Origin of the sequence: Streptomyces sp. NK15101, from assembly GCF_020400725.1 — a bacterium.
In the GTDB taxonomy this organism is placed as follows: Bacteria; Actinomycetota; Actinomycetes; order Streptomycetales; family Streptomycetaceae; genus Streptomyces.
Window position 1 is genome coordinate 25,707 of sequence record NZ_JAINVG010000011.1, and the last position, 22,206, is coordinate 47,912.

At 71.5% G+C, this 22,206-nt stretch carries 19 protein-coding genes; 9 read left to right on the top strand and 10 right to left on the bottom strand.

Annotated features, from left to right (window positions below; genetic code table 11):
- The first annotated feature begins 2 nt into the window (after window positions 1–2).
- Together mmsA and mmsB are read left to right on the top strand one after the other, a co-directional pair.
- Window positions 3–1,547, top strand: a complete 1,545-nt coding sequence (mmsA, locus tag K7G60_RS08620) for a multiple monosaccharide ABC transporter ATP-binding protein (protein ID WP_225800204.1) — start codon at window positions 3–5, stop codon at window positions 1,545–1,547.
- Window positions 1,544–2,788 carry a multiple monosaccharide ABC transporter permease gene (gene mmsB, locus K7G60_RS08625; RefSeq protein ID WP_225800205.1) on the top strand — a complete coding sequence of 415 codons (1,245 nt, stop codon included), beginning with the start codon at window positions 1,544–1,546 and terminating at the stop codon, window positions 2,786–2,788. Before mmsA ends, mmsB begins: the two co-directional genes overlap by 4 nt.
- A 75-nt stretch (window positions 2,789–2,863) precedes the next feature.
- Here mmsB and K7G60_RS08630 read toward each other — a convergent pair whose 3' ends face one another.
- The 5 genes from K7G60_RS08630 to K7G60_RS08650 all read right to left on the bottom strand — a co-directional run bounded on the left by K7G60_RS08630 (window position 2,864) and on the right by K7G60_RS08650 (window position 8,774).
- Window positions 2,864–3,931: an aldose epimerase family protein gene (locus K7G60_RS08630; protein ID WP_225800206.1), complete on the bottom strand. Its 1,068-nt coding sequence runs from the start codon at window positions 3,929–3,931 to the stop codon at window positions 2,864–2,866.
- Window positions 3,932–4,023: 92 nt separating this feature from the next.
- On the bottom strand, window positions 4,024–5,031 hold the full coding sequence (gene yjfF, locus K7G60_RS08635) for a galactofuranose ABC transporter, permease protein YjfF (RefSeq protein WP_225800207.1): 1,008 nt from the start codon (window positions 5,029–5,031) through the stop codon (window positions 4,024–4,026).
- Complete coding sequence (locus K7G60_RS08640) at window positions 5,028–6,146, bottom strand: ABC transporter permease (RefSeq protein ID WP_225800208.1); 1,119 nt, start codon at window positions 6,144–6,146, stop codon at window positions 5,028–5,030. The genes yjfF and K7G60_RS08640 overlap by 4 nt, the downstream gene beginning before the upstream one ends.
- Window positions 6,143–7,705, bottom strand: coding sequence for a sugar ABC transporter ATP-binding protein (locus K7G60_RS08645; RefSeq protein WP_225800209.1), 1,563 nt, complete (start codon window positions 7,703–7,705; stop codon window positions 6,143–6,145). Before K7G60_RS08645 ends, K7G60_RS08640 begins: the two co-directional genes overlap by 4 nt.
- Before the next feature lie 67 nt (window positions 7,706–7,772).
- Window positions 7,773–8,774 carry an ABC transporter substrate-binding protein gene (locus K7G60_RS08650; protein ID WP_225800210.1) on the bottom strand — a complete coding sequence of 334 codons (1,002 nt, stop codon included), beginning with the start codon at window positions 8,772–8,774 and terminating at the stop codon, window positions 7,773–7,775.
- 707 nt (window positions 8,775–9,481) lie between these two features.
- Between K7G60_RS08650 and K7G60_RS39370 the strand changes: the two genes are divergently transcribed.
- The gene (locus tag K7G60_RS39370; protein WP_374115608.1) at window positions 9,482–9,649 is read left to right on the top strand and encodes a hypothetical protein; all 168 of its coding nucleotides are present in this window, start codon (window positions 9,482–9,484) and stop codon (window positions 9,647–9,649) included.
- Between the two features lie 68 nt (window positions 9,650–9,717).
- Here the strand turns inward: K7G60_RS39370 and K7G60_RS08660 are convergent, their stop codons facing one another.
- Together K7G60_RS08660 and K7G60_RS08665 are read right to left on the bottom strand one after the other, a co-directional pair.
- On the bottom strand, window positions 9,718–9,939 hold the full coding sequence (locus tag K7G60_RS08660; RefSeq protein WP_225800211.1) for a hypothetical protein: 222 nt from the start codon (window positions 9,937–9,939) through the stop codon (window positions 9,718–9,720).
- 390 nt (window positions 9,940–10,329) lie between these two features.
- Entirely contained in the window at window positions 10,330–11,343 is a 1,014-nt protein-coding gene (locus K7G60_RS08665; RefSeq protein ID WP_225800212.1) for a LacI family DNA-binding transcriptional regulator, read from the bottom strand.
- 298 nt (window positions 11,344–11,641) lie between these two features.
- Between K7G60_RS08665 and K7G60_RS08670 the strand changes: the two genes are divergently transcribed.
- Window positions 11,642–12,607: a glycoside hydrolase family 6 protein gene (locus K7G60_RS08670; RefSeq protein WP_225800213.1), complete on the top strand. Its 966-nt coding sequence runs from the start codon at window positions 11,642–11,644 to the stop codon at window positions 12,605–12,607.
- Window positions 12,608–12,699: 92 nt separating this feature from the next.
- The gene (locus tag K7G60_RS08675) at window positions 12,700–13,983 is read left to right on the top strand and encodes a glycoside hydrolase family 6 protein (RefSeq protein ID WP_225800214.1); all 1,284 of its coding nucleotides are present in this window, start codon (window positions 12,700–12,702) and stop codon (window positions 13,981–13,983) included.
- A 132-nt stretch (window positions 13,984–14,115) separates the two neighbouring features.
- Here K7G60_RS08675 and K7G60_RS08680 read toward each other — a convergent pair whose 3' ends face one another.
- A complete protein-coding gene (locus K7G60_RS08680; RefSeq protein WP_225800215.1) occupies window positions 14,116–14,637 on the bottom strand; it encodes a universal stress protein in 522 nt (173 codons plus the stop codon).
- A 3-nt stretch (window positions 14,638–14,640) separates the two neighbouring features.
- On the bottom strand, window positions 14,641–15,900 hold the full coding sequence (locus tag K7G60_RS08685; RefSeq protein WP_225800315.1) for an SLC13 family permease: 1,260 nt from the start codon (window positions 15,898–15,900) through the stop codon (window positions 14,641–14,643).
- A 405-nt stretch (window positions 15,901–16,305) separates the two neighbouring features.
- Here K7G60_RS08685 and K7G60_RS08690 point away from each other — a divergent pair, with 405 nt between their 5' ends.
- From K7G60_RS08690 to puuE, 4 genes are all read left to right on the top strand, one after another.
- Window positions 16,306–18,453 (top strand): glycoside hydrolase family 9 protein, encoded by a 2,148-nt coding sequence (locus K7G60_RS08690; protein ID WP_225800216.1) that lies wholly within the window; start codon window positions 16,306–16,308, stop codon window positions 18,451–18,453.
- 1,038 nt (window positions 18,454–19,491) lie between these two features.
- A complete protein-coding gene (locus K7G60_RS08695; protein ID WP_225800217.1) occupies window positions 19,492–19,836 on the top strand; it encodes an alpha-amylase in 345 nt (114 codons plus the stop codon).
- A gap of 226 nt (window positions 19,837–20,062) precedes the next feature.
- Window positions 20,063–20,308 carry a hypothetical protein gene (locus K7G60_RS08700; RefSeq protein WP_225800218.1) on the top strand — a complete coding sequence of 82 codons (246 nt, stop codon included), beginning with the start codon at window positions 20,063–20,065 and terminating at the stop codon, window positions 20,306–20,308.
- Window positions 20,309–20,317: 9 nt separating this feature from the next.
- The gene (gene puuE / locus K7G60_RS08705) at window positions 20,318–21,226 is read left to right on the top strand and encodes an allantoinase PuuE (RefSeq protein WP_225800219.1); all 909 of its coding nucleotides are present in this window, start codon (window positions 20,318–20,320) and stop codon (window positions 21,224–21,226) included.
- A 60-nt stretch (window positions 21,227–21,286) separates the two neighbouring features.
- On the opposite strand, the gene K7G60_RS08710 is transcribed toward puuE, so the two are convergent.
- Window positions 21,287–22,168: a diacylglycerol kinase family protein gene (locus K7G60_RS08710; protein ID WP_225800220.1), complete on the bottom strand. Its 882-nt coding sequence runs from the start codon at window positions 22,166–22,168 to the stop codon at window positions 21,287–21,289.
- Window positions 22,169–22,206: the final 38 nt, after the last annotated feature.

Here is a 22,206-nt window from a genome sequence, read left to right on the forward strand (position 1 = left end):
AGATGCGTTCCATCGTCAAGACCTTCCCCGGAGTCAAGGCGCTCTCCGATGTCAACCTGTCCGTGGCACGCGGCGAGGTGCACGCCCTGTGCGGGGAGAACGGTGCCGGCAAGTCGACCCTCATGAAGGTCCTCTCCGGCGTCCACCCGCACGGCAGCTACGAGGGCGAGATCCTCTTCGACGGCGAGCCGTGCCGCTTCAAGGACATCCGGGCCAGCGAGCGCCGCGGCATCGTCATCATCCACCAGGAGCTCGCACTCGTCCCCTACCTGTCGATCGCCGAGAACATCTTCCTGGGCAACGAACCGTCCCGGCGCGGGATCATCGACTGGCACGAGGCGCTGCGCCGCGCGTCCGCCCTGCTCAGGCGGGTCGGTCTCGACGAACACCCCGAGACCCGGGTCGCCGACATCGGCGTCGGCAAGCAGCAGCTCGTGGAGATCGCCAAGGCGCTGGCGAAGGACGTCCGGCTGCTGATCCTCGACGAGCCCACCGCGGCGCTCAACGACGAGGACAGCGCGAAGCTGCTGCGCCTCATGAGCGAGCTGAAGGACCAGGGCATCACCTCGATCATCATCTCGCACAAGCTGAACGAGATCGCCCGGATCGCCGACTCCGTCACGATCCTGCGCGACGGGCGGACCATCGAGACACTCGACGTCAGGGATCCGGCCACCACGGAGGAACGCATCATCCGCGGCATGGTGGGACGGGACCTCGACAGCCGCTTCCCCGACCGCACCCCGTACGAGGGCGCGGCCGACGCCGCGCCCGCCCTGGAGATCCGGGACTGGACCGTGCGCCACCCGCTCGACCGGGGCCGCAAGGTGGTCGACGGGGTCTCGCTCCAGGTCCGCCGCGGCGAGATCGTCGGGGTCGCGGGACTCATGGGGGCCGGCCGGACCGAACTCGCCATGAGCGTCTTCGGGCGCTCCTACGGCCGCTACGAGCGCGGCACGGTGCTCAGGGACGGCCGGGAGGTGCGGACGCACACCGTCCCCGAGGCGGTGGCCCACGGCATCGCGTACGTCACCGAGGACCGCAAGCACTACGGTCTCGACCTCGCGGACTCCGTGAGCCGGAACATCTCGCTCGCGTCCCTCGGCGCCCTCGCCCGCCGCGGAATCGTCGACGGGCACGAGGAGCGCGGGGTGGCCGAACGGTTCCGGCGGACCATGAACATCAAGGCTCCGAACGTCCTCGAACCGGTCGGCCGACTTTCCGGCGGCAACCAGCAGAAGGTCGTCCTCAGCAAGTGGATCCTCGCCGGACCGGACGTCCTCGTCCTCGACGAGCCCACCCGCGGGGTCGACGTGGGGGCCAAGTACGAGATCTACACCGTGATCGACCGGCTCGCCGCCGAGGGCAAGGCGATTCTCTTCATCTCCTCCGAACTGCCCGAACTGCTCGGCATGTGCGACCGCGTCTACACCATGGCCGCCGGACGGCTGACCGGCGAGGTCGGCCGCGCGGACGCCACCCAGGAAGTCCTGATGCGGCACATGACGCAGGACACCGGCACATCCGACGAAGGACACCAGGCATGAGCACCGACGCCAGCACGAAAACGACCGTCCCCCCCGCCCGGAGCGGCGGGACCCCGTCCACCGGAACACCGGTGGGCCGGGTGCTCCTGGACGGTGTCCGGCGGAACATGCGCCAGTACGGGATGCTCTTCGCACTCGGCCTGATCGTGCTCCTCTTCCAGATCTGGACGGGCGGCGACCTCCTGCTGCCGCGCAACGTCTCCAACCTGGTGCTGCAGAACAGCTACATCCTCATCCTGGCCATCGGGATGATGATCGTCATCATCTCCGGGCACATCGACCTGTCGGTGGGCTCCCTCATGGCACTGGTCGGCGGCATCGGAGCCGTGCTCATGGTCGAGCACCATGTGTCCTGGCCCGTGGCGGTGCTCCTCACCCTGCTGCTCGGAGCCGTCGCCGGCGCTCTCCAGGGCTTCTTCATCGCGTACGTCGGCATACCGTCGTTCATCGTGACGCTCGCCGGCATGCTGCTGTTCCGCGGGCTCACCGAGATCTTCCTCAAGGGGCAGACCCTCGGCCCGTTCCCGGACGGACTGCAGAAGGTCGCCAACGGCTTCCTGCCCGAGGTGGGGCCGCGGACCAACTACCACAACCTGACCCTGCTCCTCGGCCTGGGTCTCGTCGCCTACGTGGTCGTCCAGGAGCTCCGGGACCGTCGCCGGCAGCGGGAGTTCGCCCTGGAGACGCTCCCCACCGGTCTGTTCGCGCTCAAGACGACGGCGCTGGTCGCGGCGGTCCTGGTCACCACCCTGCTGCTCGCCAGCTACAAGGGCGCCCCGGTCGTCCTCCTGATCCTGGCCGCGCTGCTCGTGGCCTTCGGATACGTGATGCGCAACGCGGTGATCGGCCGCCACGTGTACGCGATCGGGGGCAACCTGCCCGCCGCGAAGCTCTCCGGGGTCAAGGACAGGAAGGTGACCTTCGCGGTCTTCCTGAACATGGGCATGCTCGCGGCGCTCGCCGGACTCGTCTTCGCGGCGCGCTTCAACGCGGCCTCGCCGAAGGCCGGCGTGAACTTCGAACTGGAGGCGATCGCCGCCGCGTTCATCGGCGGCGCGTCGATGAGCGGTGGCGTCGGGACCGTCCTGGGAGCCATCATCGGCGGCCTGGTCCTCGGCGTGCTCAACAACGGCATGAACCTCGTCGGAGTGGGCACCGACTGGCAGCAGGTCATCAAGGGCCTCGTGCTCCTCGCCGCGGTCGGCTTCGACGTGTGGAACAAGCGCAGGGCGGGCGCCTGACGCCGCTCCGGACACGGCTGTGCCCGCCGGTTCCCCGACCGGCGGGCACAGCCGTGTCGGCATGTCCGTACGGAGTCAGTAGCGGGTGCTGAACCGCAGCACCGTGCTCGACCGGTACTCGTCGCCGGGGCGCAGCACCGGGGAGGGGTCACCGGGGCGGTTCGGGGAGTCGGGGAAGTGCTGGGTCTCCAGCGCGATGCCGGCGCCGGACCGGTAGGGCGTACCGCTCTTGCCGAGGACCGTTCCGTCGAACTGCCCCGCGGTGTAGATCTGGAGTCCGGGTTCCGTGGTCAGCACCTCCATGCAGCGGCCGGTGGCCGGCGCGTGGAGGAGGGCGGCCCGGCGCGGTGTCGCGCCGTCGTGCGGGCTCAGGACGAAGTTGTGATCGTACCCGCCGTCCGCGCCGGGGCGTGCCAGGGCCCGGGCGATCCCGAGCGGTCGGCGGAGGTCGAACGCGGTGCCGGCGACGGGGCGGTGGTCGCCGACGGGGATGAGATCCCCGTCGACCGGTGTGTAGTGGGTGGCGTCGACGGTCAGTTCGTGGTCGAGGACGTCCCCGGCGCCCTCGCCCTCCAGGTTGAAGTAGGCGTGGTTGGTCAGGTTGACCAGGGTGGGGGCGTCGGTGACCGCCGCGTAGGAGAAGGAGAGTTCGTTGTCGCGGCCGACGAGACAGCTGACGGTGACGTCCAGGTTCCCCGGGAAACCCTGGTCGCCGTCGGGGCTGCGGAGGTGCAGGAGGACTCCGGTCCACTCCGCGGTGTGCACGCTCTCGGCTTCCCAGATCCGGGTGTCGAAGCCGTCGGTTCCGCCGTGCAGGGAGTGGCCGTCCTCCTGTGTGGTCAGCTGGTACGGCTTCCCGTCCAGGGAGAACCGGCCGTGTGCGATCCGGTTGGCGTAGCGGCCGACGGTGGCGCCGAAGTACCGGGCGGAGGTGGCCGTCAGGGCCGGGTCGCGGGGGGCGAGGACGACGTCGGCCAGGGTGCCGAACCGGTCCGGCACCCACAGTCCGTGGAGGCGGGCACCGAGGGTGTGCACCTCGGCGGTGATTCCGCCGGGAAAGCCGAAGGTCCAGCGTTCTCCTCCGTCCTCACAGGGCTGGCAGACCGGTGGTACTCCGGTGGGGGTGGGTGGGTACGGGTTCATGGGGTTCCTTGTCCGGGGTGGGTGGTGCCCGGAACGGGGGCAGGGAGTCCCTGCCCCCGTTCCGGGCGCGGTAGCCGAGTGGCCGGGGCCGGTCATTCCGCCGTACGGGCTCCGCCGAAGAGGCGCTGGAGGAGGATGAAGACGAACAGCAGACCGCCGATGACGATGCGCGTCCACCACGAGCTGAGTGTGCCCTGGAAGCTGATGACGGTCTGGATCAGGCCGAGGACCGTCACGCCCAGCGCGGTGCCCAGGACGAAGCCGGAGCCCCCGGTCAGCAGCGTCCCCCCGATGACGGCGGCCGCGATCGCGTCGAGTTCCATGCCGACGGCGTGCAGGGCGTAGCCGGACAGCATGTAGAACGTCAGCAGCAGGCCACCGAGGGCGGAGCACAGACCGCTCACGGCGTACACCGCGACCTTGGTGCGTCCCACGGGCAGGCCCATGAGGCGCGCCGAGGTCTCGTTGCCGCCGAGGGCGTAGACGCTGCGGCCGAAGCGGGTGTGGTGCAGGACGACGAAGGCGAGCGCGAGCACCACCAGGGCGATGACCACGGCGGGCGAGACGAACAGGCCGCCGGGCAGGAGCACCCGGGTCTGGGCGATCCGCGTGGTCGTCGGGTCGGTGATCGAGATGGACTCGGTGCTGATCATGTAGCAGAGGCCGCGGGCGAGGAACATGCCCGCGAGGGTGACGATGAAGGGCTGGATCTCGAAGGCGTGGATCACCCAGCCCATCAGCGCGCCTCCGCCGGCCCCCACGAGCAGGACCACGGGTATCGCGAGGGCGAGCGGCAGGCCGTTCTGTTCGACGAGCCAGGCCGTCAGCATGGTCGACAGGGCCACCATGGAGCCGACGGACAGGTCGATCCCGCCGGTGAGGATGACGAACGTCATGCCGATGGCCACGACGAGCAGGAAGCCGTTGTCGATGAGGACGTTGAGCAGGACCTGCGCGGAGAAGAAGCCTTCGTAGTTCAGGGAACCGACCGAGAACATCGCGACCAGCAGGGTGGCCGTCACGATGAGGGGCAGGCGGGTGGCGTGCCGTACCGAGAACCGGTGGAGCGGCTTGGTGAGGGAGCTGAGGGTGGTGCTCACGGGTGGACCTCCTGCCGGCGGCCCGCGACGTCGCCGGCGGCGGGGGCCGGGTCCGGTGCGGCCGGGCGGCGACTGCGCGAGAGTCGCGCGCGGAAAGCGGGCGACTGGACGAGACATACGACGATGACGACCAGGGCCTTGAACACGAGGGTGGTCTCGGGCGGTACGCCGAGGGTGTAGATCGTGGTCGAGAGGGTCTGGATGACGAGTGCGCCGAGGACGGTGCCGCCGAGGGAGAAGCGGCCGCCCGTGAGGGCGGTGCCGCCGATGACCACGGCGAGGATCGCGTCCAGTTCGATCCACAGGCCCGCGTTGTTGCCGTCGGCGCTGGAGACGTTGGAGCTGATCATCAGGCCGGCCACGGCGGCGCACACGGCGCTGACGACGTAGACGGTGACGAGCAGTCCGGACGCCCGGATGCCGACGAGGCGGCTGGCCACCGGGTTGCCGCCCACTGATTCGATGAGCATGCCGAGCGCGGTCCGCCGGGTGACGAGGGAGGTCACGGCGACGAGGGCGGCGGCCAGCAGGACGGCGAAGGGGAGCGTGAGCCAGTAACCGCCGCCGATCATCTTGTAGGCGCTGCTGGAGACGCTGATGATCTGACCGTCGGTGATGAGCTGGGCCACGCCGCGCCCGGCGACCATGAGGACCAGCGTGGCGACGATGGGCTGGACGCCGAGCCGGGCGACGAGGAGGCCGTTGAGGAGTCCGATAGCGGTGGCCACGCCGAGCGCCGTCGCGATCGCCGTGAGGACGGTGGGCAGGCTTCCGGGGTCCTTCGCCGTGGCGATGTGCTCGCACGCCAGGGCGCCGGAGATGGCGACCGTCGAGCCGACCGAGAGGTCGATGCCCCTGGTCGCGATGACCAGCGTCATGCCGAGCGAGACGAGGATCAGCGGGGCGCCGAACTGGAGGATGTCGATGAGACTGCCGTACAGGTGACCGTTCTGGACGCGGACGGCGAGGAAGTCGTGGGTGAGCGCGACGTTTCCGAGGAGCAGGGCCGCGAGGACGGCGGCGGGCCAGAACAGGGGGTGCCCGGTGAACCGCCGGGCACCGCCGGGCACCTGGGCCGGGCGCGTACCGGCGCCGGTGTCGTCGGGTGGGGTCATGAGGTGGCTCCGGTGGCGATGGTGCCCAGGATGCGGTCGGGCGTCAGGGTCGTGTCGTTGGGGAGGGTGGCGACGAGCCGGTGGTCGCGCAGGACGCCGACCCGGTGGCTGAGGCGCAGGACTTCCTCGAGTTCGGCGGAGATGAAGAGCACCGCCGTGCCCTCCGAGGCCAGGCGGCCGACGAGCCGCTGGATCTCCGTCTTGGCGCCGATGTCGATGCCCCGGGTGGGCTCGTCCAGGATCAGCAGCTCGGGATCGGTGAGCAGCCAGCGGGCGAGCAGCACCTTCTGCTGGTTGCCGCCGCTGAGGTTGCGCACCTGCGCCTCGGGGGCGGCCGGGCGGATGTCGAGGACCTCGATCCACCGGGCGGCGATCTCGTCCTGCCGGGCGCGGGAGAGGGGTCTGGTCCAGCCGCGGGCGGCCTGCAGGGCGAGCACGATGTTCTCGCGGACGGTGAGTTCGCCGATCAGGCCCTCCGCCTTGCGGTTCTCCGAGCAGAAGGCGATCTTGCGGGCGATGGCGGCGCGTGGGGAGCGCAGGGCGGCGGGTTCGCCGTCGATCCGCAGCTCGCCTTCGTCGGCGTGGTCGGCGCCGAAGAGCAGCCGGGCCGCCTCCGTACGTCCGGATCCGAGGAGCCCTGCCAGGCCGATGACCTCGCCTCGGTGGATGTCGAGGTCGTACGGCTGGATGGACCCGGTCCTGGCGAGTCCGCGGGCGCTCAGGAAGGGGACGTCCCCGGGGCCGGCGGTGGTGTCGGCGCCGGTCTGGGAGGTCTCGGCGAGTTCGTCGAGGCTGCGCAGTTCGCCGCCGACCATGCGGTGGACGAGGGTGACGGGCGTCAGTTCGTCGATCCGGTACTCGCCTTCGAGGCGGCCGTTGCGCAGGACGGTGACCCGGTCGCACAGGTCGAAGACCTGGTCGAGGAAGTGGGTCACGAAGAGGATCGCGACGCCCCGGTCGCGGAGCCGGCGCACCAGTGTGAACAGTTGGGCGACTTCGTCCCGGTCGAGGCTGGAGGTGGGCTCGTCGAGGACGAGGACCTTCGCCTTGATGTCCACGGCGCGCACGATGGCGACGAGTTGCTGGACGGCGATGGAGTGCGCGCTCAGCGGCGCGCGGACGTCGAGGTCGAGCTCCAGCTCGGTGATGAGCCGCTCGGCGCGCCGGTGGAGGGCCGACCAGTGGACGAGTCCCAGGCGCCGGGGCTCACGGCCGATGAGGATGTTCTCGGCGACGGAGAGGTTGGGGCAGAGGTTCACCTCCTGGTAGACCGTGCTGATTCCGGCGTGCTGGGCTTCCAGGGGTTCGGTGAACAGCCGGTGGTCTCCGTCGACGGTGACGGTTCCCGCGTCGGGCGCGTGGACTCCGGTGAGCACCTTGATGAGGGTGGACTTGCCGGCGCCGTTCTCGCCCATCAGCGCGTGGACCTCGCCGGGGAAGAGGCGCAGGTCCACGCCGTCGAGGGCGATGACGCCGGGGAAGGCCTTGCGGATGCCGCGGGCCTCCAGGACGGGCCGGCCGGTGGGGGTGGGTGTGCGGGGGGTGGGTGGGGCTGCCATCCGCCCTCCTCTCCTGAGGGGTCCGGGGGCGGCGCGAGGGCCGCCCCCGGTGCGTGCGGGCGGTGGGTCAGTACTGACGGCCGGGCAGGGCGGCTTCGGCCTGGTCCTGCGTGAAGACGCCCTCCTTGGTCTCGACCCGGCGCGGGACGTCCTCACCGGCGGCGACCTTCTTGGCGAGCTCCATGAGCTGGTCGCCGAGGAGCGGGTTGCACTCGACGACCACGTTGATCTTCTTGTCCTTCATGGCGACGAAGGCGTCCTTGATGCCGTCGACGGAGATCACCTTGATGTCGGTGCCCGGCTTCTTGCCGGCCTCCTCGATGGCCTGGATGGCGCCCAGGGCCATGTCGTCGTTGTGGGCGTACAGGACGTCGATGTCCTCGTGGGACTTGAGGAAGGCCTGCATGACCTCCTTGCCCTTGGCCCGGGTGAAGTCGCCGGTCTGGGAGGCGATCACCTTGAACTTGGGGTCGCCCTTGATGGCGTCGGCGAAGCCGGCCTTGCGGTCGTTGGCGGGGGCGGAGCCGGTGGTGCCCTGGAGCTCGACGACGTTGACCGTCTCGGAGGATCCCTCGTACTCCTTCACGAGCCACTTGCCGGCTTCGTTCCCCTCCTTGACGAAGTCGGAGCCGAGGAAGGTGCGGTAGAGGGAGGTGTCCTTCGAGTCGACGGCGCGGTCGGTGAGGATCACGGGGATGCCGGCGTTCTTGGCCTCCTTCAGGACGGTGTCCCAGCCGGACTCCACCACCGGCGAGAAGGCGATGACGTCGACCTTCTGCTGGATGAAGGTGCGGATCGCCTTGATCTGGTTCTCCTGCTTCTGCTGCGCGTCGGAGAACTTCAGCGTGATGCCCGCCTTCTCGGCCGCGTCACGGACGGACTTGGTGTTGGCGGTGCGCCAGCCGCTCTCGGCTCCGACCTGGGCGAACCCGAGCACCAGCTTGCCGTCGGAGGAGCCCTTGCCGGTGCCGCCGGCGGTGCCGGTGGTCGCGGGCTCGGTGGTGCAGGCGGTCAGCACACCGCCGGCCAGGGCGGCGGCGGCGATGATGCGGAGGGTTCTGTGGGCCATGTCGTGATTCCTCTCGGGACGTGCGTCGTACCAGGCGGAGCCCTGAAGGAGACGGGCCCGTGAAGGCGTGGTTGCGCAGGGGTGGTTGAGCCGGGCGAGGCAGGACGAAGCGTCGGCCCCGACGATCGGCGAGCTGGCGAACGCGACACATTGTGAGCGCTAACAGAGTTGTAACTCAAGGGCTCGTACGGCCGTTACCCGTTCTTGATGCGCGGGAGGGAGCCGGCGACGGAGCAGGAGAGGCCCCTGGAGGCCAGGAGGAGCACGCGGTCGCCAAGAGCTCCTCGCCTCTCCGAACAGCCTTTACGAACTCTGCCGGATCGAGGCGCCGCTCCGCCGCCTCCGGGCCCGAGGCGTCCTGACGTGGAACATCGACCTGAAAGTTGTGAGCGTTAACACTCATGCTCCCCATTCCGCGCATGCGAGCCGGAGGGGACGCCGGCGCGCGTCGCGCCTACACGCATCCCGGGAGGGCTGCCGGAGGACCGCCGTGGACTGCCGAAAACCCTGCGGGGCGGCGGCGAAAACCCTGCGGGCGGGGGCCGTTGACACCCCCTCGGCGCACTTCGTATCGTCGCGACACGATTTCGAACATCGCCCGAGATCTCGAACATCGGGAGTCGTCCCATGCGCTCCGCCCGGTCCAGCACCCCTGGCGGCTTCCTGTGAGCCCTCGGGGACAGGCCGTCGTCCTCGACGCTCCCGGGATGTCCCGCCTCGTGGAGGACACGCCCCGGCATCCGGGGCCCGGCGAGACCCAGGTCCAGGTCCACGCCGTCGGGATCTGCGGCAGCGACCGCGCCGTCTACCTGGGCCGCCCCGCTGCCTCGGGGCCGGAGGGCAGGCCCGCGGCCTCGAACAGGTCCTGGCGGTAGCAGACGGCCATCGGGCCGACGTCGGCGCCCAGGCCGATCGTCCTGCCGTCGGCAGTAATGACCTGGTCTCACTTCCAGGGCAGGTACGCCTTCTTGTCGACGCCGGGGGCGTGGGACAGGTCGGCGAAGGCGTCGGAGAGCTCCCCGGAGGTGGCCAGGGAGATGCGAACCACTTCCAGGGCCTGGACCTCGTCGAGGCCGCCGGACAGTCGGGTCTGCAGGGCGGTCCAGTAGTTGCCCTCGACGGTCGTCGGGTTCTCCTTGACGGTGATCCCGGGGTTCTGCTTCATGTACGCGTCGTACAGGCCGGCCCCCTTGTACCCGAAGGTCCCGAAGGTCCCGAAGGTCCCGAAGGTGAGGGCGATCTCCCCGTCGGCGGGGCGGAGCCGTCACCGGGCGACGAGCGGCCGGTGAGGGCGAGCGCGAGCGTCGCCGCCGCGGAGGTGAGTGCGGCGGAGCGGATGCGGGCATGCGGCACGGACGAGCGGGACATGGCGTCTCCTCGATGCGCCAAAGGGGTTGGGGACACGCCAGGCGGAGCCTCGCCTCGTCGGCGGTCGGCGTTCGGCGGTCGGCGTTCGGCGTTCGGCGTTCGGCGTTCGGCGCGGGGAACCTATGAGAGCGCTCCCAAAAATGGGGTGGCGAAATCTCGCCGCGGGGTGGGCGGCGAGAGCGACCCGTCAGGCGCTGGCGCGGGTGACCAGACGCGTGGGGAGGATCAGCGGAGTGGGGTCCTGCCCGTTGATGAGCGCGACGACCATGCGCGCCATCTCCCGGCCGAGACCCTCTATGGGCTGGTGCACCGTGGTCAGCGGCGGATCGGCGATCCGGGCCACGGCCAGGTCGTCGAAGCCGATCACGGCGACGTCGGCGGGGACGCGGCGGCCGGCCTCGCGCAGCGTGCGCAAGGCCCCCGCCCCCATGTTGTCGCTGGCGGCGAACACCCCGTCCAGGTCCGGATGCCGCGCCAGCAGCGCGGCCATGGCGACCGCTCCGCTCGACTCGGTGAAGTCACCGGCTTCCGGCGGGTACGGTTCGAGGCCCGCCGCCAGCATGGCGTCCCGGTAGCCGCGGTGACGGGCGCGCCCCGCCTCGGTGTCCAGCCGCCCGCAGATCGTGGCGACCCGGGTCCGGCCGAGCGAGATCAGGTGCTCGGTCGCCGCGCGCGCCCCTCCGAGGTTGTCGACGTCCACGTACCACCGGGGATCCAGCCCGACCGGGCGCCCCCCGAACACGACGGGCATCTCCGCCTTCTCCGCCATGCGGGCCAGCGGATCGTCCTCGCGCAGCGCCATCAGCATCACCCCGTCGGCCCCCTTGGACCGGAGGAGCTGCTCCACGCGCCGGCGTCCGCGGTCGGAGGCGGCCAGACACAGCATCAGGTGCAGGTCGGCGTCCTCCAGCGCGGCCGAGGCGCCCACGATCACCTGGGCGAAGAACGGGTCCGCGAAGATCGACGGGTCCTCCCCCGAGACGACCAGGGCGGCCGCACCGGTCTGGCGGGTCGCCAGCGCGCGGGCGGTCGGATTGGGAACGTAACCGAGCTGGTGGACGGCCCGTTCGACCGCCTCCCGCTTGGCGCTGCTGACGTGCGGGGCGTTGTTGAGCACACGCGAGGCGACCGACCGTGAGACACCGGCCAGTTCGGCCACCTCGTCGAGTGTCGACTGCCGTCGCGGCGCACCTTCGGCCATGATCCGCCTCCCTGTCGCGACCTGAACGCCTGGAAGGTTGGAAGCGCTTCCAGTTCCAGGACTGTAAAGCCTTCTCGCCGTCATGTGAAGTGCTGCTCGAACAGGCCCACTTGACAGGCCGAACGGGGCGTCACACGATACCGGCCACACCTCAGGGCAGCCGAAGCGTGCACTGGGATCGCTTCCAGTGGGAGCGCTTCCACTCCCAGGTGTGACGTACCACCGCACTTCCTCAGTGCGCCGCCCGCTCGGGACGAGAGCGTGCGGCGCGTCCCCCGTCAGGAATCGAGGTACCGTCATGCGCCGCCGAATCCGCGCCCTCGCGGCAGCCTTCCTCGCGCTCCCGCTGGCGCTCGCCGTCGCGCCCTCCGCCCACGCGGCCGATCCGACCACCATGACCAGCGGGTTCTACGTGGACCCGAATTCGAGCGCGAAGCAGTGGGTCGCCGCCAACCCCGGTGACGGCCGGGCGCCCGCCATCGGCGCGTCCCTCGCCAACACCCCCATGGCCCGCTGGTTCGGTTCCTGGAGCGGCACCATCGGCACCGCGACCGGCGCGTACGTCGGGGCGGCGGACCGCTCGGACAAGCTGCCCGTCCTGGTCGCGTACAACATCTACCTCCGTGACTCGTGCGGGGGGCACTCCGGAGGCGGAGCCTCGTCGCCGTCCGCCTACGCGACCTGGATCGCGCAGTTCGCCGGCGGGATCGCCAACCGCCCGGCCGTCGTCGTCCTGGAACCCGACTCCCTCGCGGACTACGGCTGCCTGAACCAGACCCAGATCCGCGAACGCCAGGGCATGCTCAGCGGCGCCCTCGCCGAGTTCGGCCGCCAGGCGCCGAACACCTGGGTCTACCTCGACGCCGGCAACCCCGGCTGGGTGAGCGCCGGGACGATGGCCCAGCGCCTCCACGAAGCCGGCCTGCGCCAGGCCCACGGCTTCTCCCTCAACGTGTCGAACCACTACACCACCGCCCAGAACACCGCCTACGGCAACGCCGTCAACAGCGAACTGGCCGCCCGCTACGGCTACACCAAGCCGTTCGTCGTCGACACCAGCCGCAACGGCAACGGCTCCAACGGCGAGTGGTGCAACGCGGCCGGCCGCCGCATCGGCACGCCCACCCAGCTGGGCGGCGGCGCCGAGATGCTGCTGTGGATCAAGGCCCCGGGCGAGTCCGACGGCAACTGCGGCGTCGGAACCGGTTCCACGGCCGGACAGTTCCTCCCCGAGGTCGCCTACAAGATGATCTACGGCTACTGACCTCGGAGTCCCGTGGCCCGGCGTCCGCCTCCCGCGACCGGGCCACGGGCACCACCCCCTCCTCACCTCCGCCCCTTCGACCAGGAGCCTCCATGAATCCGCGCACCCTACGGCGCCGTGCGACCGCCGCCCTCGCGGCGCTCGCGGCCTGCGCCGCCCTCACCGCGACGCAGGGGCAGGCGCAGGCCGCACCCGCCGGGGACACGCTCACCCCCGCAACGAAGTTCTACGTGGACCCGCACGGCAAGGCCGCCGAGCAGGCACTCACCGACCTCAGGAACGGCGACTTCACGAACGCCGCGAACATGGCCGAGCTCGCGAGCTGGCCGCAGGCCGAGTGGTTCACCGAGGGCACGCCCATCGAAGTCCGGTCCAAGGTGCGGAGCCTCGTCCGCGAAGCCAGGACGGTGAACCGGACCCCCGTCCTGGTCGCCTACAACGTGCCGGGCCGGGACTGCACCCAGTACTCCAGCGGCGGCGCCGCCTCCTCCGCCGCCTACCGGCAGTGGATCGACGCCTTCGCCGCCGGCATCGGCGACAGCGAGGCCGTCGTCGTGGTCGAGCCCGACGGGCTCGCCCTCCTCCCCGGCGACTGCGGGCCGGGCGCGGACCCGAGCGGCGAACTCACGGCGGCCCGCGTCGCCGACCTGGCGTACGCGGTCAGGACCATCAAGTCCAAGGCCCGCACCGCGGTCTACCTCGACGCGGGCAACGTCCTGTGGCGGCCTGTGGGCGACATGGCGCGGCGACTGCTCGACGCCGGCGTCCAGGACAGCGACGGCTTCGCCCTCAACGTGTCCAACACCCACCCCACCGACCACAACGCGCGCTACGGCACCTGGATAGCCAAGTGCATGTGGTTCGCCACCGAAGGGCCCGAGTACGCCCGCGGCCACACCGACTGGTGCGCCACCCAGTACTACTCGCCCGCCGCGCCCAACGACGGCGTCCCCGGCAACGCGGTCGACTCCGCCGACCCCGCCACCTGGCGCTGGACCGACGCCTGGTTCGACCGGAGCGTGGGCACTTTGCCGAACGACGCCCTGCACCACTTCGTCATCGACACCAGCCGCAACGGCCTGGGCGCCTGGACCCCGGAGCCCGGCAAGTACACCGGCGACCCGGAGATCTGGTGCAACGCGCCCGGCCGCGGCCTCGGCCCGCGCCCGACCGCCGACACCGGTGTACCGCTCGTCGACGCCTACCTGTGGATCAAGGTCCCCGGCGAGTCCGACGGCAGCTGCACGCGCAACACCGGCGGCACGATCGACCCCGAGTACGGCATCGTCGACCCGCCCGCCGGCGCCTGGTGGCCCGACCAGGCCCACACGCTGGCCCGCAACGCGGCACCGCGGCTGACCTTCAACCGCGGCTGACCTTCAACCGGCGAGCTCCGCTCGTCCCCCGTCCGCGTCGGCCACGGGAGGCCTCTCGCCCGTGGCCGGGCTCGCGCGGGAGCAGGCCGCGTGACCGGCCTCCGCCGGTGGCCGGCGGGGGTCCGCCGCCCGTCAGGCGGTGTGGCGCGGAGGAGGGGGCGGCAGGGTGGGCAGCCCCGGCGGCGGCTCGGGCCACACGAGCAGCACCGGGCAGGGGGCGTGGTCGACGACGAAGCGTGCGGCGGGGCCGAGGCTGTGCGGTCCGAGGTGGGTGCGGTCTCCGTCCCGGGCCAGGATCAGCAGGTCGCTGTCCTCGGCCGCGGCGACGACCTCTCGCTCGACGCGGCCGGTGCGTTCGGTCCGCGTGCAGGGGCGGTCCAGGCGGTCGGCCGCGTCCTGGAGCAGCTGCCGCGCGGAGGCGGCGGCGAGGTGTTCCAGTCGCGTGCCGGGGTCCCTCCCCCAGCCTTCGGCCGGGCGGTGCCCCGCGGGGTGGCCGCGGCCGAGGAGTCCGGCGAAGGCGCCGTGCGCGGCGCCCGGGACGTCGGCGGGGGTGACGTGCAGGAGGACGACGTCGGCGTCCGCCGGGGTGTGGGCGCGGGCGGCGTCCACGCAGGCGCGCCACGTGCCCTCGACGATCCAGACGACCACGGCCATGGGTCAGCCTCCTCCGATGACGGTCAGCGAGAACCACAGTGCCAGTACGGCGGCGACCAGGCTCGTGGGTACGGCGTACACGCCGAGCCGGGTGAACTCCTTCAGTTCCACCTCGCCGTCGTGGGCGTGGACGATGCGCCGCCACAGCAGGGTGGCCAGTGAACCGGCGTAGGTGAGGTTGGGGCCGATGTTCACCCCGAGCAGGACGGCGAGGACGGCGCCGGGCCCCGACGGGGCGGTCAGCGGCAGGAGCACCAGGACCGCGGGCAGGTTGTTGATGACGTTCGCGAGGACGGCGGCCAGTCCGGCGAGGGCGAGGAGTTCCGGCAAGCCGGTGCCGTCGGGGATCAGGTGTCCCAGGGCATCGTCGAGACCGTTGTCCACCACCGCCAGGACCACGATGCCGAGGGCCAGGACGAAGGCGAGGAAGGGCACCGAGGCGGCGCGGACCAGCGCACGGGGGGTGGTGCGGCGGCGGACGAGGGCCCGTACGGCCAGGGCGAGTGCCCCTGCCAGGGCGGCCCACGCCGGATCGACGCCGACCACCGAGGTCAGCACGAAGCCCGCGAGCGTGCATCCGACGGTCACCAGGGCGAACAGCGGCAGCGGCGGCGGTTCGACGACGGCGGGGGCCTGCGCTCCCGCGTCCAGGTCGGTGGCGAAGAAGCGCCGGAAGACCAGGTACTCGACGGCGATCGCGGCTGCCCACGGCAAGGCCATCAGGGCGGCGAACCGGGTGAAGCTGAGCCCGCTGGCCGCGAAGGCCAGGAGGTTGGTGAGGTTGGAGACGGGCAGCAGCAGGGAGGCCGTGTTCGACAGGTGGGTGCAGGCGTACACGTGTGGCTTCGGACGGGCGCCGATGCGGGCCGCGGTGGCGAACACCACCGGGGTCAGGAGCACGACCGTGGCGTCCAGACTGAGCACGGCGGTGATCGCCGATGCCGCCAGGAACACCTGGGCGAGCAGCCGACGCGGCCGGCCCGCCGCCGTACGCGCCATCCACGCTCCGCAGGCCTGGAACAGCCCTTCGTCGTCACAGAGCTGGGCCAGCACCAGCACGGCCGCCAGGAAGCCGATCACCGGCCCGAGCCGTTCCGCCTCGGCCAGGGCGTCGTCGAGGGAGACGGCCCCGGTGACGATCACCAGGGCCGCGGCCGGGACGGCCACGACCGCCTCCGGCCAGCCGAAGGGGCGGATGACCGCACAGGCCAGTACGAGGACGAGCAGGGCCGCGGACAGGGTCTCCGCGAGCTGGGGGTTCAGAATCGGGTCCTTCCGTCGCGGCGGTCGACCGCCTGCACCATTGCGCCGAACGCTACCCGCACGGGCGTCACGTCCCGTGGACCGGCCCGACGGCCGGCTTCGCGCCATCGCGTCGATTCCGTTGACGGCATGGGCGGGCCTCACTAATCTGCGCTCAGATCCCCCCCCTTCTGATCGGCGTTCGACACGTCACGGCTTGGGAGCGCTCCCACAGCCAGGGAGGCGAAGTGAGGCCGATTGGCATGCTCACCTCATGCAGGCACGGTCGTCCAGCGGCGTCCCGGCCGGCCGGAGGCGACCACCTCCGGCTTCCCGGGCGACCGTCTCCGCCTTCCCGGCAGACGGGCCCGCTCGCGCAGACCGACTCGCCCCGCCGATTCCCCCGACGACACACAGGAGCCGCACATGCCACCCTCTCGCTCGTTACGCCTCTCCACCGCCCTGCTGACGGGCGCCCTCCTCCTGGGCGGTCTCGCGACCGCGCCGGCCGTCGCGGACGCCCCCGCCGCCACGGCGGCGACCACGGGCGTACGCGTCAACCAGGTCGGCTACCTGCCCGACGGGCCCAAGCGCGCCACCGTCGTCACCACGGCGACGCAGGCGCTCCCCTGGCAGCTGCGGAACGCGTCCGGCGCCCTGGTCGCCTCCGGATCGACCGTCCCGCGCGGCGCGGACGCCCCCTCCGGGCAGTCCGTCCAGGTGGCCGACTTCTCCTCGTACCGGAGCACGGGCTCGGGATACGTCCTGTCCGTGGACGGCAACAGCAGCGCGCCCTTCGACATCCGCGCGGATCTCTACGACACCTTGCGTTCCGACTCGATGGCGTTCTTCCACCACCAGCGCAGCGGCATCGCGATCGACGCCTCCCTGGTGGGTTCCGCCTACGCGCGCCCGGCCGGGCACCTCGGCGTCGCGCCCAACCGGGGCGACACGTCCGTCCCGTGCCAGGCCACCGTGTGCGACTACGCGCGGGACGTCAGGGGCGGCTGGTACGACGCGGGCGACCACGGCAAGTACGTGGTCAACGGCGGCATCTCCACCTGGCTGGTCGTCAACTCCTTCGAGCGGGCCAAGCGGGCCGGCAGGGACGCCGCGCTGGGCGACTCGACCCTGCGCATCCCCGAACGCGGCAACGGAGTGCCCGACGTCCTCGACGAGGCGCGGTGGGAGCTCGACTTCCTGATGCGCATGCAGGTGCCCGAGGGCAAGCCGTACGCGGGCATGGCCTTCCACAAGGTCCACGACGCGGCCTGGACCGGCATGCCGCTGCGCCCCGACCAGGACGCGCAGCCCCGCGAGCTGCACCGGCCGTCCACTGCGGCGACCCTCAACCTCGCGGCGGCCGCCGCGCAGTGCGCCCGGGTCTTCCGCCCGTACGACTCCGCCTACGCCGACCGGTGCCTGTCGGCCGCCCGCCGGGCCTGGACCGCGGCGCAGGCCGACCCCGCCCTGTACGCGCCGGCCTCGGACGGCACGGGCGGCGGAGCCTACGACGACACGCGGGTCACCGACGAGTTCTACTGGGCGGCCGCCGAGCTGTACGCGGCGACCGGCGAGAGCGCCTACCGGGACGCGGTCACCTCCTCGTCTTGGCACACCTCCGCGGACGCGTTCAGCCCGTACGGCTTCGGCTGGGCGGACACGGCCGCGCTCGGCCGGCTCGTCCTGGCCACCGTCCCCAACGGCCTGCCCGCGTCCGACCTGGCCCGGATCAGGGCCTCGGTGACGGCAGCCGCCGACGTCCACCTGTCCAGGATGGCCGCCCAGGGCTACGCCGTGCCCGTCCCGGCGGACGGATACTTCTGGGGCTCGAACGGCGAAGTCGCCAACGACGCGATCGTCATGGCCGTCGCAGGCGAGCTGACGGGCGACGGGCGCTACCGCGCCGGCGCGCTGGAGACCATGGACTACCTGCTCGGCCGCAACGCCCTCGGCGTGTCGTACGTGACCGGCCACGGCGAGACGTCCTCGCAGAACCAGCACCACCGGTCCTGGGCCCACCAGCTGGACGCCTCCCTGCCCCGCCCGCCGGCCGGGTCGCTCGCGGGCGGTCCCAACAGCGCGCTCCAGGACCCGGTCGCGCAGGAGAAGCTGACCGGCTGCGCGCCCGCCGCCTGCTACGTCGACGACATCGGCTCGTACTCGACCAACGAGGTGGCGGTCAACTGGAACGCCCCGCTGGCCTGGCTCGCCACCTACGCCGCCGAGCGAACCACCACCGGCGGCGAACCGCCCACCGCCGCCTGCGCGGTGACGTACACGGTGAGCAACGTCTGGAACACCGGCTTCACCGCGACCGTCACCGTCAAGAACACCGGCCCGACGGCCGTGGAAGGCTGGCAGCTGGGCTGGGCCTACCCGGGCGGCCAGCGCGTCACGAGCGCCTGGAACGCCACCGTCACCCAGAACGGCACCACCGTCAGCGCCCGCGACGCCGACTGGAACAGGACGATCGCCCCCGGTGCGACCGCGAGCTTCGGAGTGCAGGGCACCCACACGGGCTCGAACCCCTCCCCCACGGCCTTCACGCTCAACGGGAGCGCCTGCGCCTGATCCACGGCCGGGCCGGGCGGCACGTCCGCCCGGCCCGGCCGGCACCGCACCTCGGTCGGCCCCCACCGCCAGGAGCCCATGCGCCGACTCCTCTCGGGCCCGTCACGGCGACAGCCATGGGGACCCGGCCGTATCGCACAGGGCGGCGTGAGCGTGTTCGACGCGGATGCGGGCTCCTCGCCGGCGCAAGACCGCTCGGGGGCTTCCCGCACGCACGGTGGCGGTCGCCATCGCCTGCGCCGCCGTGCGGGTGCGGACCGCGAACCACTGCCTTCCGCAGGTGCCGTCCCCGGCGACCGTGGGCATGGTGACGAGCCACACGGGGAGCAGTGGCCGCGGGGCCCGTGCCGAGGTGCTGAGGGCGTGCGGTCGGCGGTCCTGCGCCGTTCGGGGCGGAGGGCTCACGGACTGGGGGAGCACGGTCATGGTGTCTCCTGGACGCTGCGGCTCACAGGGGCGAACGGAGGAGGCGACCCACGGGTCGTACGGCGGCCGATCGACCGCGGAGCCACGCCGGCATGGCGGAAGCAGGCCATCGGCGAAGCCGGCCGAGCGACTGATTCGTCCTGTGAAGGGCCGGCCATGACGATGTCCCGCTCCGACGCCACCGTCAAGAGGCGGCACCCTCCTTTCTGCAAGACTTTGAAACACCTTGCGGCGAAGCGTCCTTCACGGACAGAGGAAGCGCCGGACACGGCGACTCGAACTGCGACTTTCGACGGACGTGCGGGGTGGGGCCGGTCAGGGCGGGCGCGAAGGCGTGAGGCCCGGGGTTGACGAGTTGCGGGGATCCGTCGAATCTCGGCCACTGTGAGCGCCGCGACCACCCGCGAACCAGGTCCGTGACCGATGCCGTGGAAACCGGCTGCGACAGGCGGGAACCGCTTTCGTCACGGCCATGACACGCGAGAGGTGTGCAACTTCTTTCCATCCTCGAAAGGACTGCTGACCTGTCCATTGATGCCAACAGCGGAGTACTGTCTGAAAATACTTACAGAAACTTGCAGGGAGCGTCCCTGTGTCCCGAGGATTCGGGACATGGCAAACCACATGAAGCGCGCATCGCGTCTCGTCGCTGTCGCCGTCATGACCACGGCGGGTCTCCTGACGGCCCTGACCACCGCCCCGTCCGCCGCGGCGGACACCGGATCACCGGCTCCGGAGTGCGTGGAGTACTTCCAGAGCTGGCGCTACACCGACGTCCACAACGGCTGCGGTCACACCGTCTCCGTCACGGTCGAGTACACGAACGGCCAGTGGGCCCCGTGCCGCGTCATCGAGCCCGGCGGCTGGGCGACCTTCGCCGGCTACGGGACGGACGGCAACTACGTCACGGGGCTGCGGACGTGCGACCCCGCCCTCGTCACCGCCGGCGGCGCCTGAGCCCCGGACATTCCCAGGACCGGTGCGGGTGCAGGCCGGAGGCCGTGCCGCCGCCCTGCACCCGCACCGTTCCCATGGGCGGAAGTCGACCGTGGCCGCCTCCTCGCCCGTCGGCGGGTCGTCGCGCTCACAGAAAAGCCGACCCGGATAAAATGGGGTGAAACGTTCGAGCCAGGGCGTTCTTGGTCAAAGCGATGGACGTGCCGACGGACGGCGGAGGTCCCGTATGAAGCCATGGACGGTCGGCACCCCCATGATCGCCGCTCCCGTTCCGGCAAGCACCGCCTGCGGCACCACCGACACCCCTGGGGGAAGCGGCGGCAGTGGAGAAGACGGCCTCACCATCGGCGTGTTGCTCCCGGAGACCGAGACCAGCCGCTACGAGACCTTCGACCGGCCGCTGATCGCGCAGGCGGTCGAAGACCGGTACGAGGAGTGCTCCGTCCGCCATGCCAATGCGGGCCGGCGGTAGGGGGCCGCCGTGTCCGAGCAGCAGCGCGACCTCGTCGGCTACGGCGCCGAGCCGCCACGTGCGGGCTGGCCGGGTGGCGCCCGTGTGGCCGTCAGCCTCGTCCTCAACTACGAGGAGGGCGGCGAGCACAACGTCCTCGACGGCGACCCGGCCTCGGAGGGGTTTCTGCACGAGGTCGTCGGCGCTCCGCCGGTGGTCGGCGGACGCGATCTGAACGTGGAGTCGATGTTCGCCTACGGGGCGCGGGCCGGGTTCTGGCGCGTTCACCGCACGCTCGTCGCCCACGGCGCACCGCTCACCGTGTACGCCGTGGGGCAGGCCCTGGAGCGCAATCCGGACGCGGCACGCGCGATGGGCGCCGCCGGCTGGGAAGTGGCCGGCCACGGCTGGCGCTGGATCGACTACCGCGACGCGCCCGAGGACGTCGAGCGCGCCGACGTCGCACGCACGGTCGCGACGATCGAGCGGCTCGTCGGACGCCGGCCCGTCGGCTGGTACACCGGCCGGACGAGCTCCGCCACCCGGCGCCTCGTCGTGGAGGAAGGCGGTTTCCTCTACGACTCCGACGACTATTCGGACGATCTCCCTTTCTATGTGGAGGAAGCCGGCCGCCCGCACCTCGTGGTGCCGTACGCCCTCGACGCGAACGACTTCAAGTTCTTGATCGTCCACGGGTTCACGACCGCGGACGACATGCTCGCGTATCTCGTCGACGCGTTCGACACCCTGCACGCGGAAGGCGCCGGACTTCCCCGCATGATGAGCGTCGGCATGCACTGCCGGATCATCGGCAGGCCCGGCCGCATTCGCGCTCTCGACGGCTTCTTGCGGTACGTCGCACAGCGCGGCGGCGCGTGGGTCGCCACGCGCGAGCAGATCGCCCGGCACTGGCTGGCCACGCACCCTCCGTCCCCCTGAGCCCCCTCGGGGCGGCCGTGGGGGGACACAGGTGGCGGGTCGGATCGGGCCGAGCCGTGGTCAGGCCAGTACGCGGAGAGCCCCGGGCCTCACCCTGAGGGTCACCGGCAGGGTCGCGTCGACCTCGCCGTCCGCCCCGTACGGGAGGGGCCGGTCGGCTTCGATGCGGACCTCCTCGCCGCGCAGGATCTCGATCTGAGGACGGCTCACGTGCGCGCCCGTCTTCAGTTCGTTCATCATGGCGAAGAAGAGGCGCTTGGGCGCCTCCTTGATCACCACGACGTCGAGGAGGCCGTCGTCGACCCGAGCGCCCGGGGCGATGTTCCTCCCGAAGCCGTAGAAGCCGGAGTTGGCCGCGACCACGGTGTAGCCGGTGCGCTCGTGCCGGATCCCGTCGATCGTGATGCGGTACGCGGCGGGCTTCCAGGCGAGGACCGCCCGGAGGCCACCGGCGTAGTAGGAGGCCGCGCCGCGCAGCAGGCGGGAGGCGTTGGCGTGGCGGTTGGCCACCGCGTCGACACCCGCGTACACGCTGCCGAGGACGTGGGTTCCCGGGTGCCCGGCGGACTTCACCTCGATGGTGTCGACGGCCCTCGGTTCGCCGTCGAGCAGCACCTCGGCGAGGCCCGGGGCGTCGGTGGGGAGCCCCAGAGCGCGCGCGAAGTCGTTGCCGCGGCCCGCGGGGACCAGGCCGAAGACCGTGTCCGTGCCGCTGAGCGCGCCGCCGACGGTTCCGGCCATGCCGTCACCGCCGACGGCCAGCACGACGTGCCCCTTCGCTCCGGCGTCCCGGGCGAGTTCCTGTGCGTGTTCCAGGCTGCGGCTGTAGACGGTGTCGAGCCGCGCGCCCGCCTCCCGCAGCAGCCGGGCCAGCGGGAGCAGGCTCGCCGTGCCGCTGGAACCCCCTGCGGTGGGGTTGACGACGGCGGTGAACTGTCGCATGGATCTGGCCTCCGGGCGGCAGAAGAAGGAATTCGGGA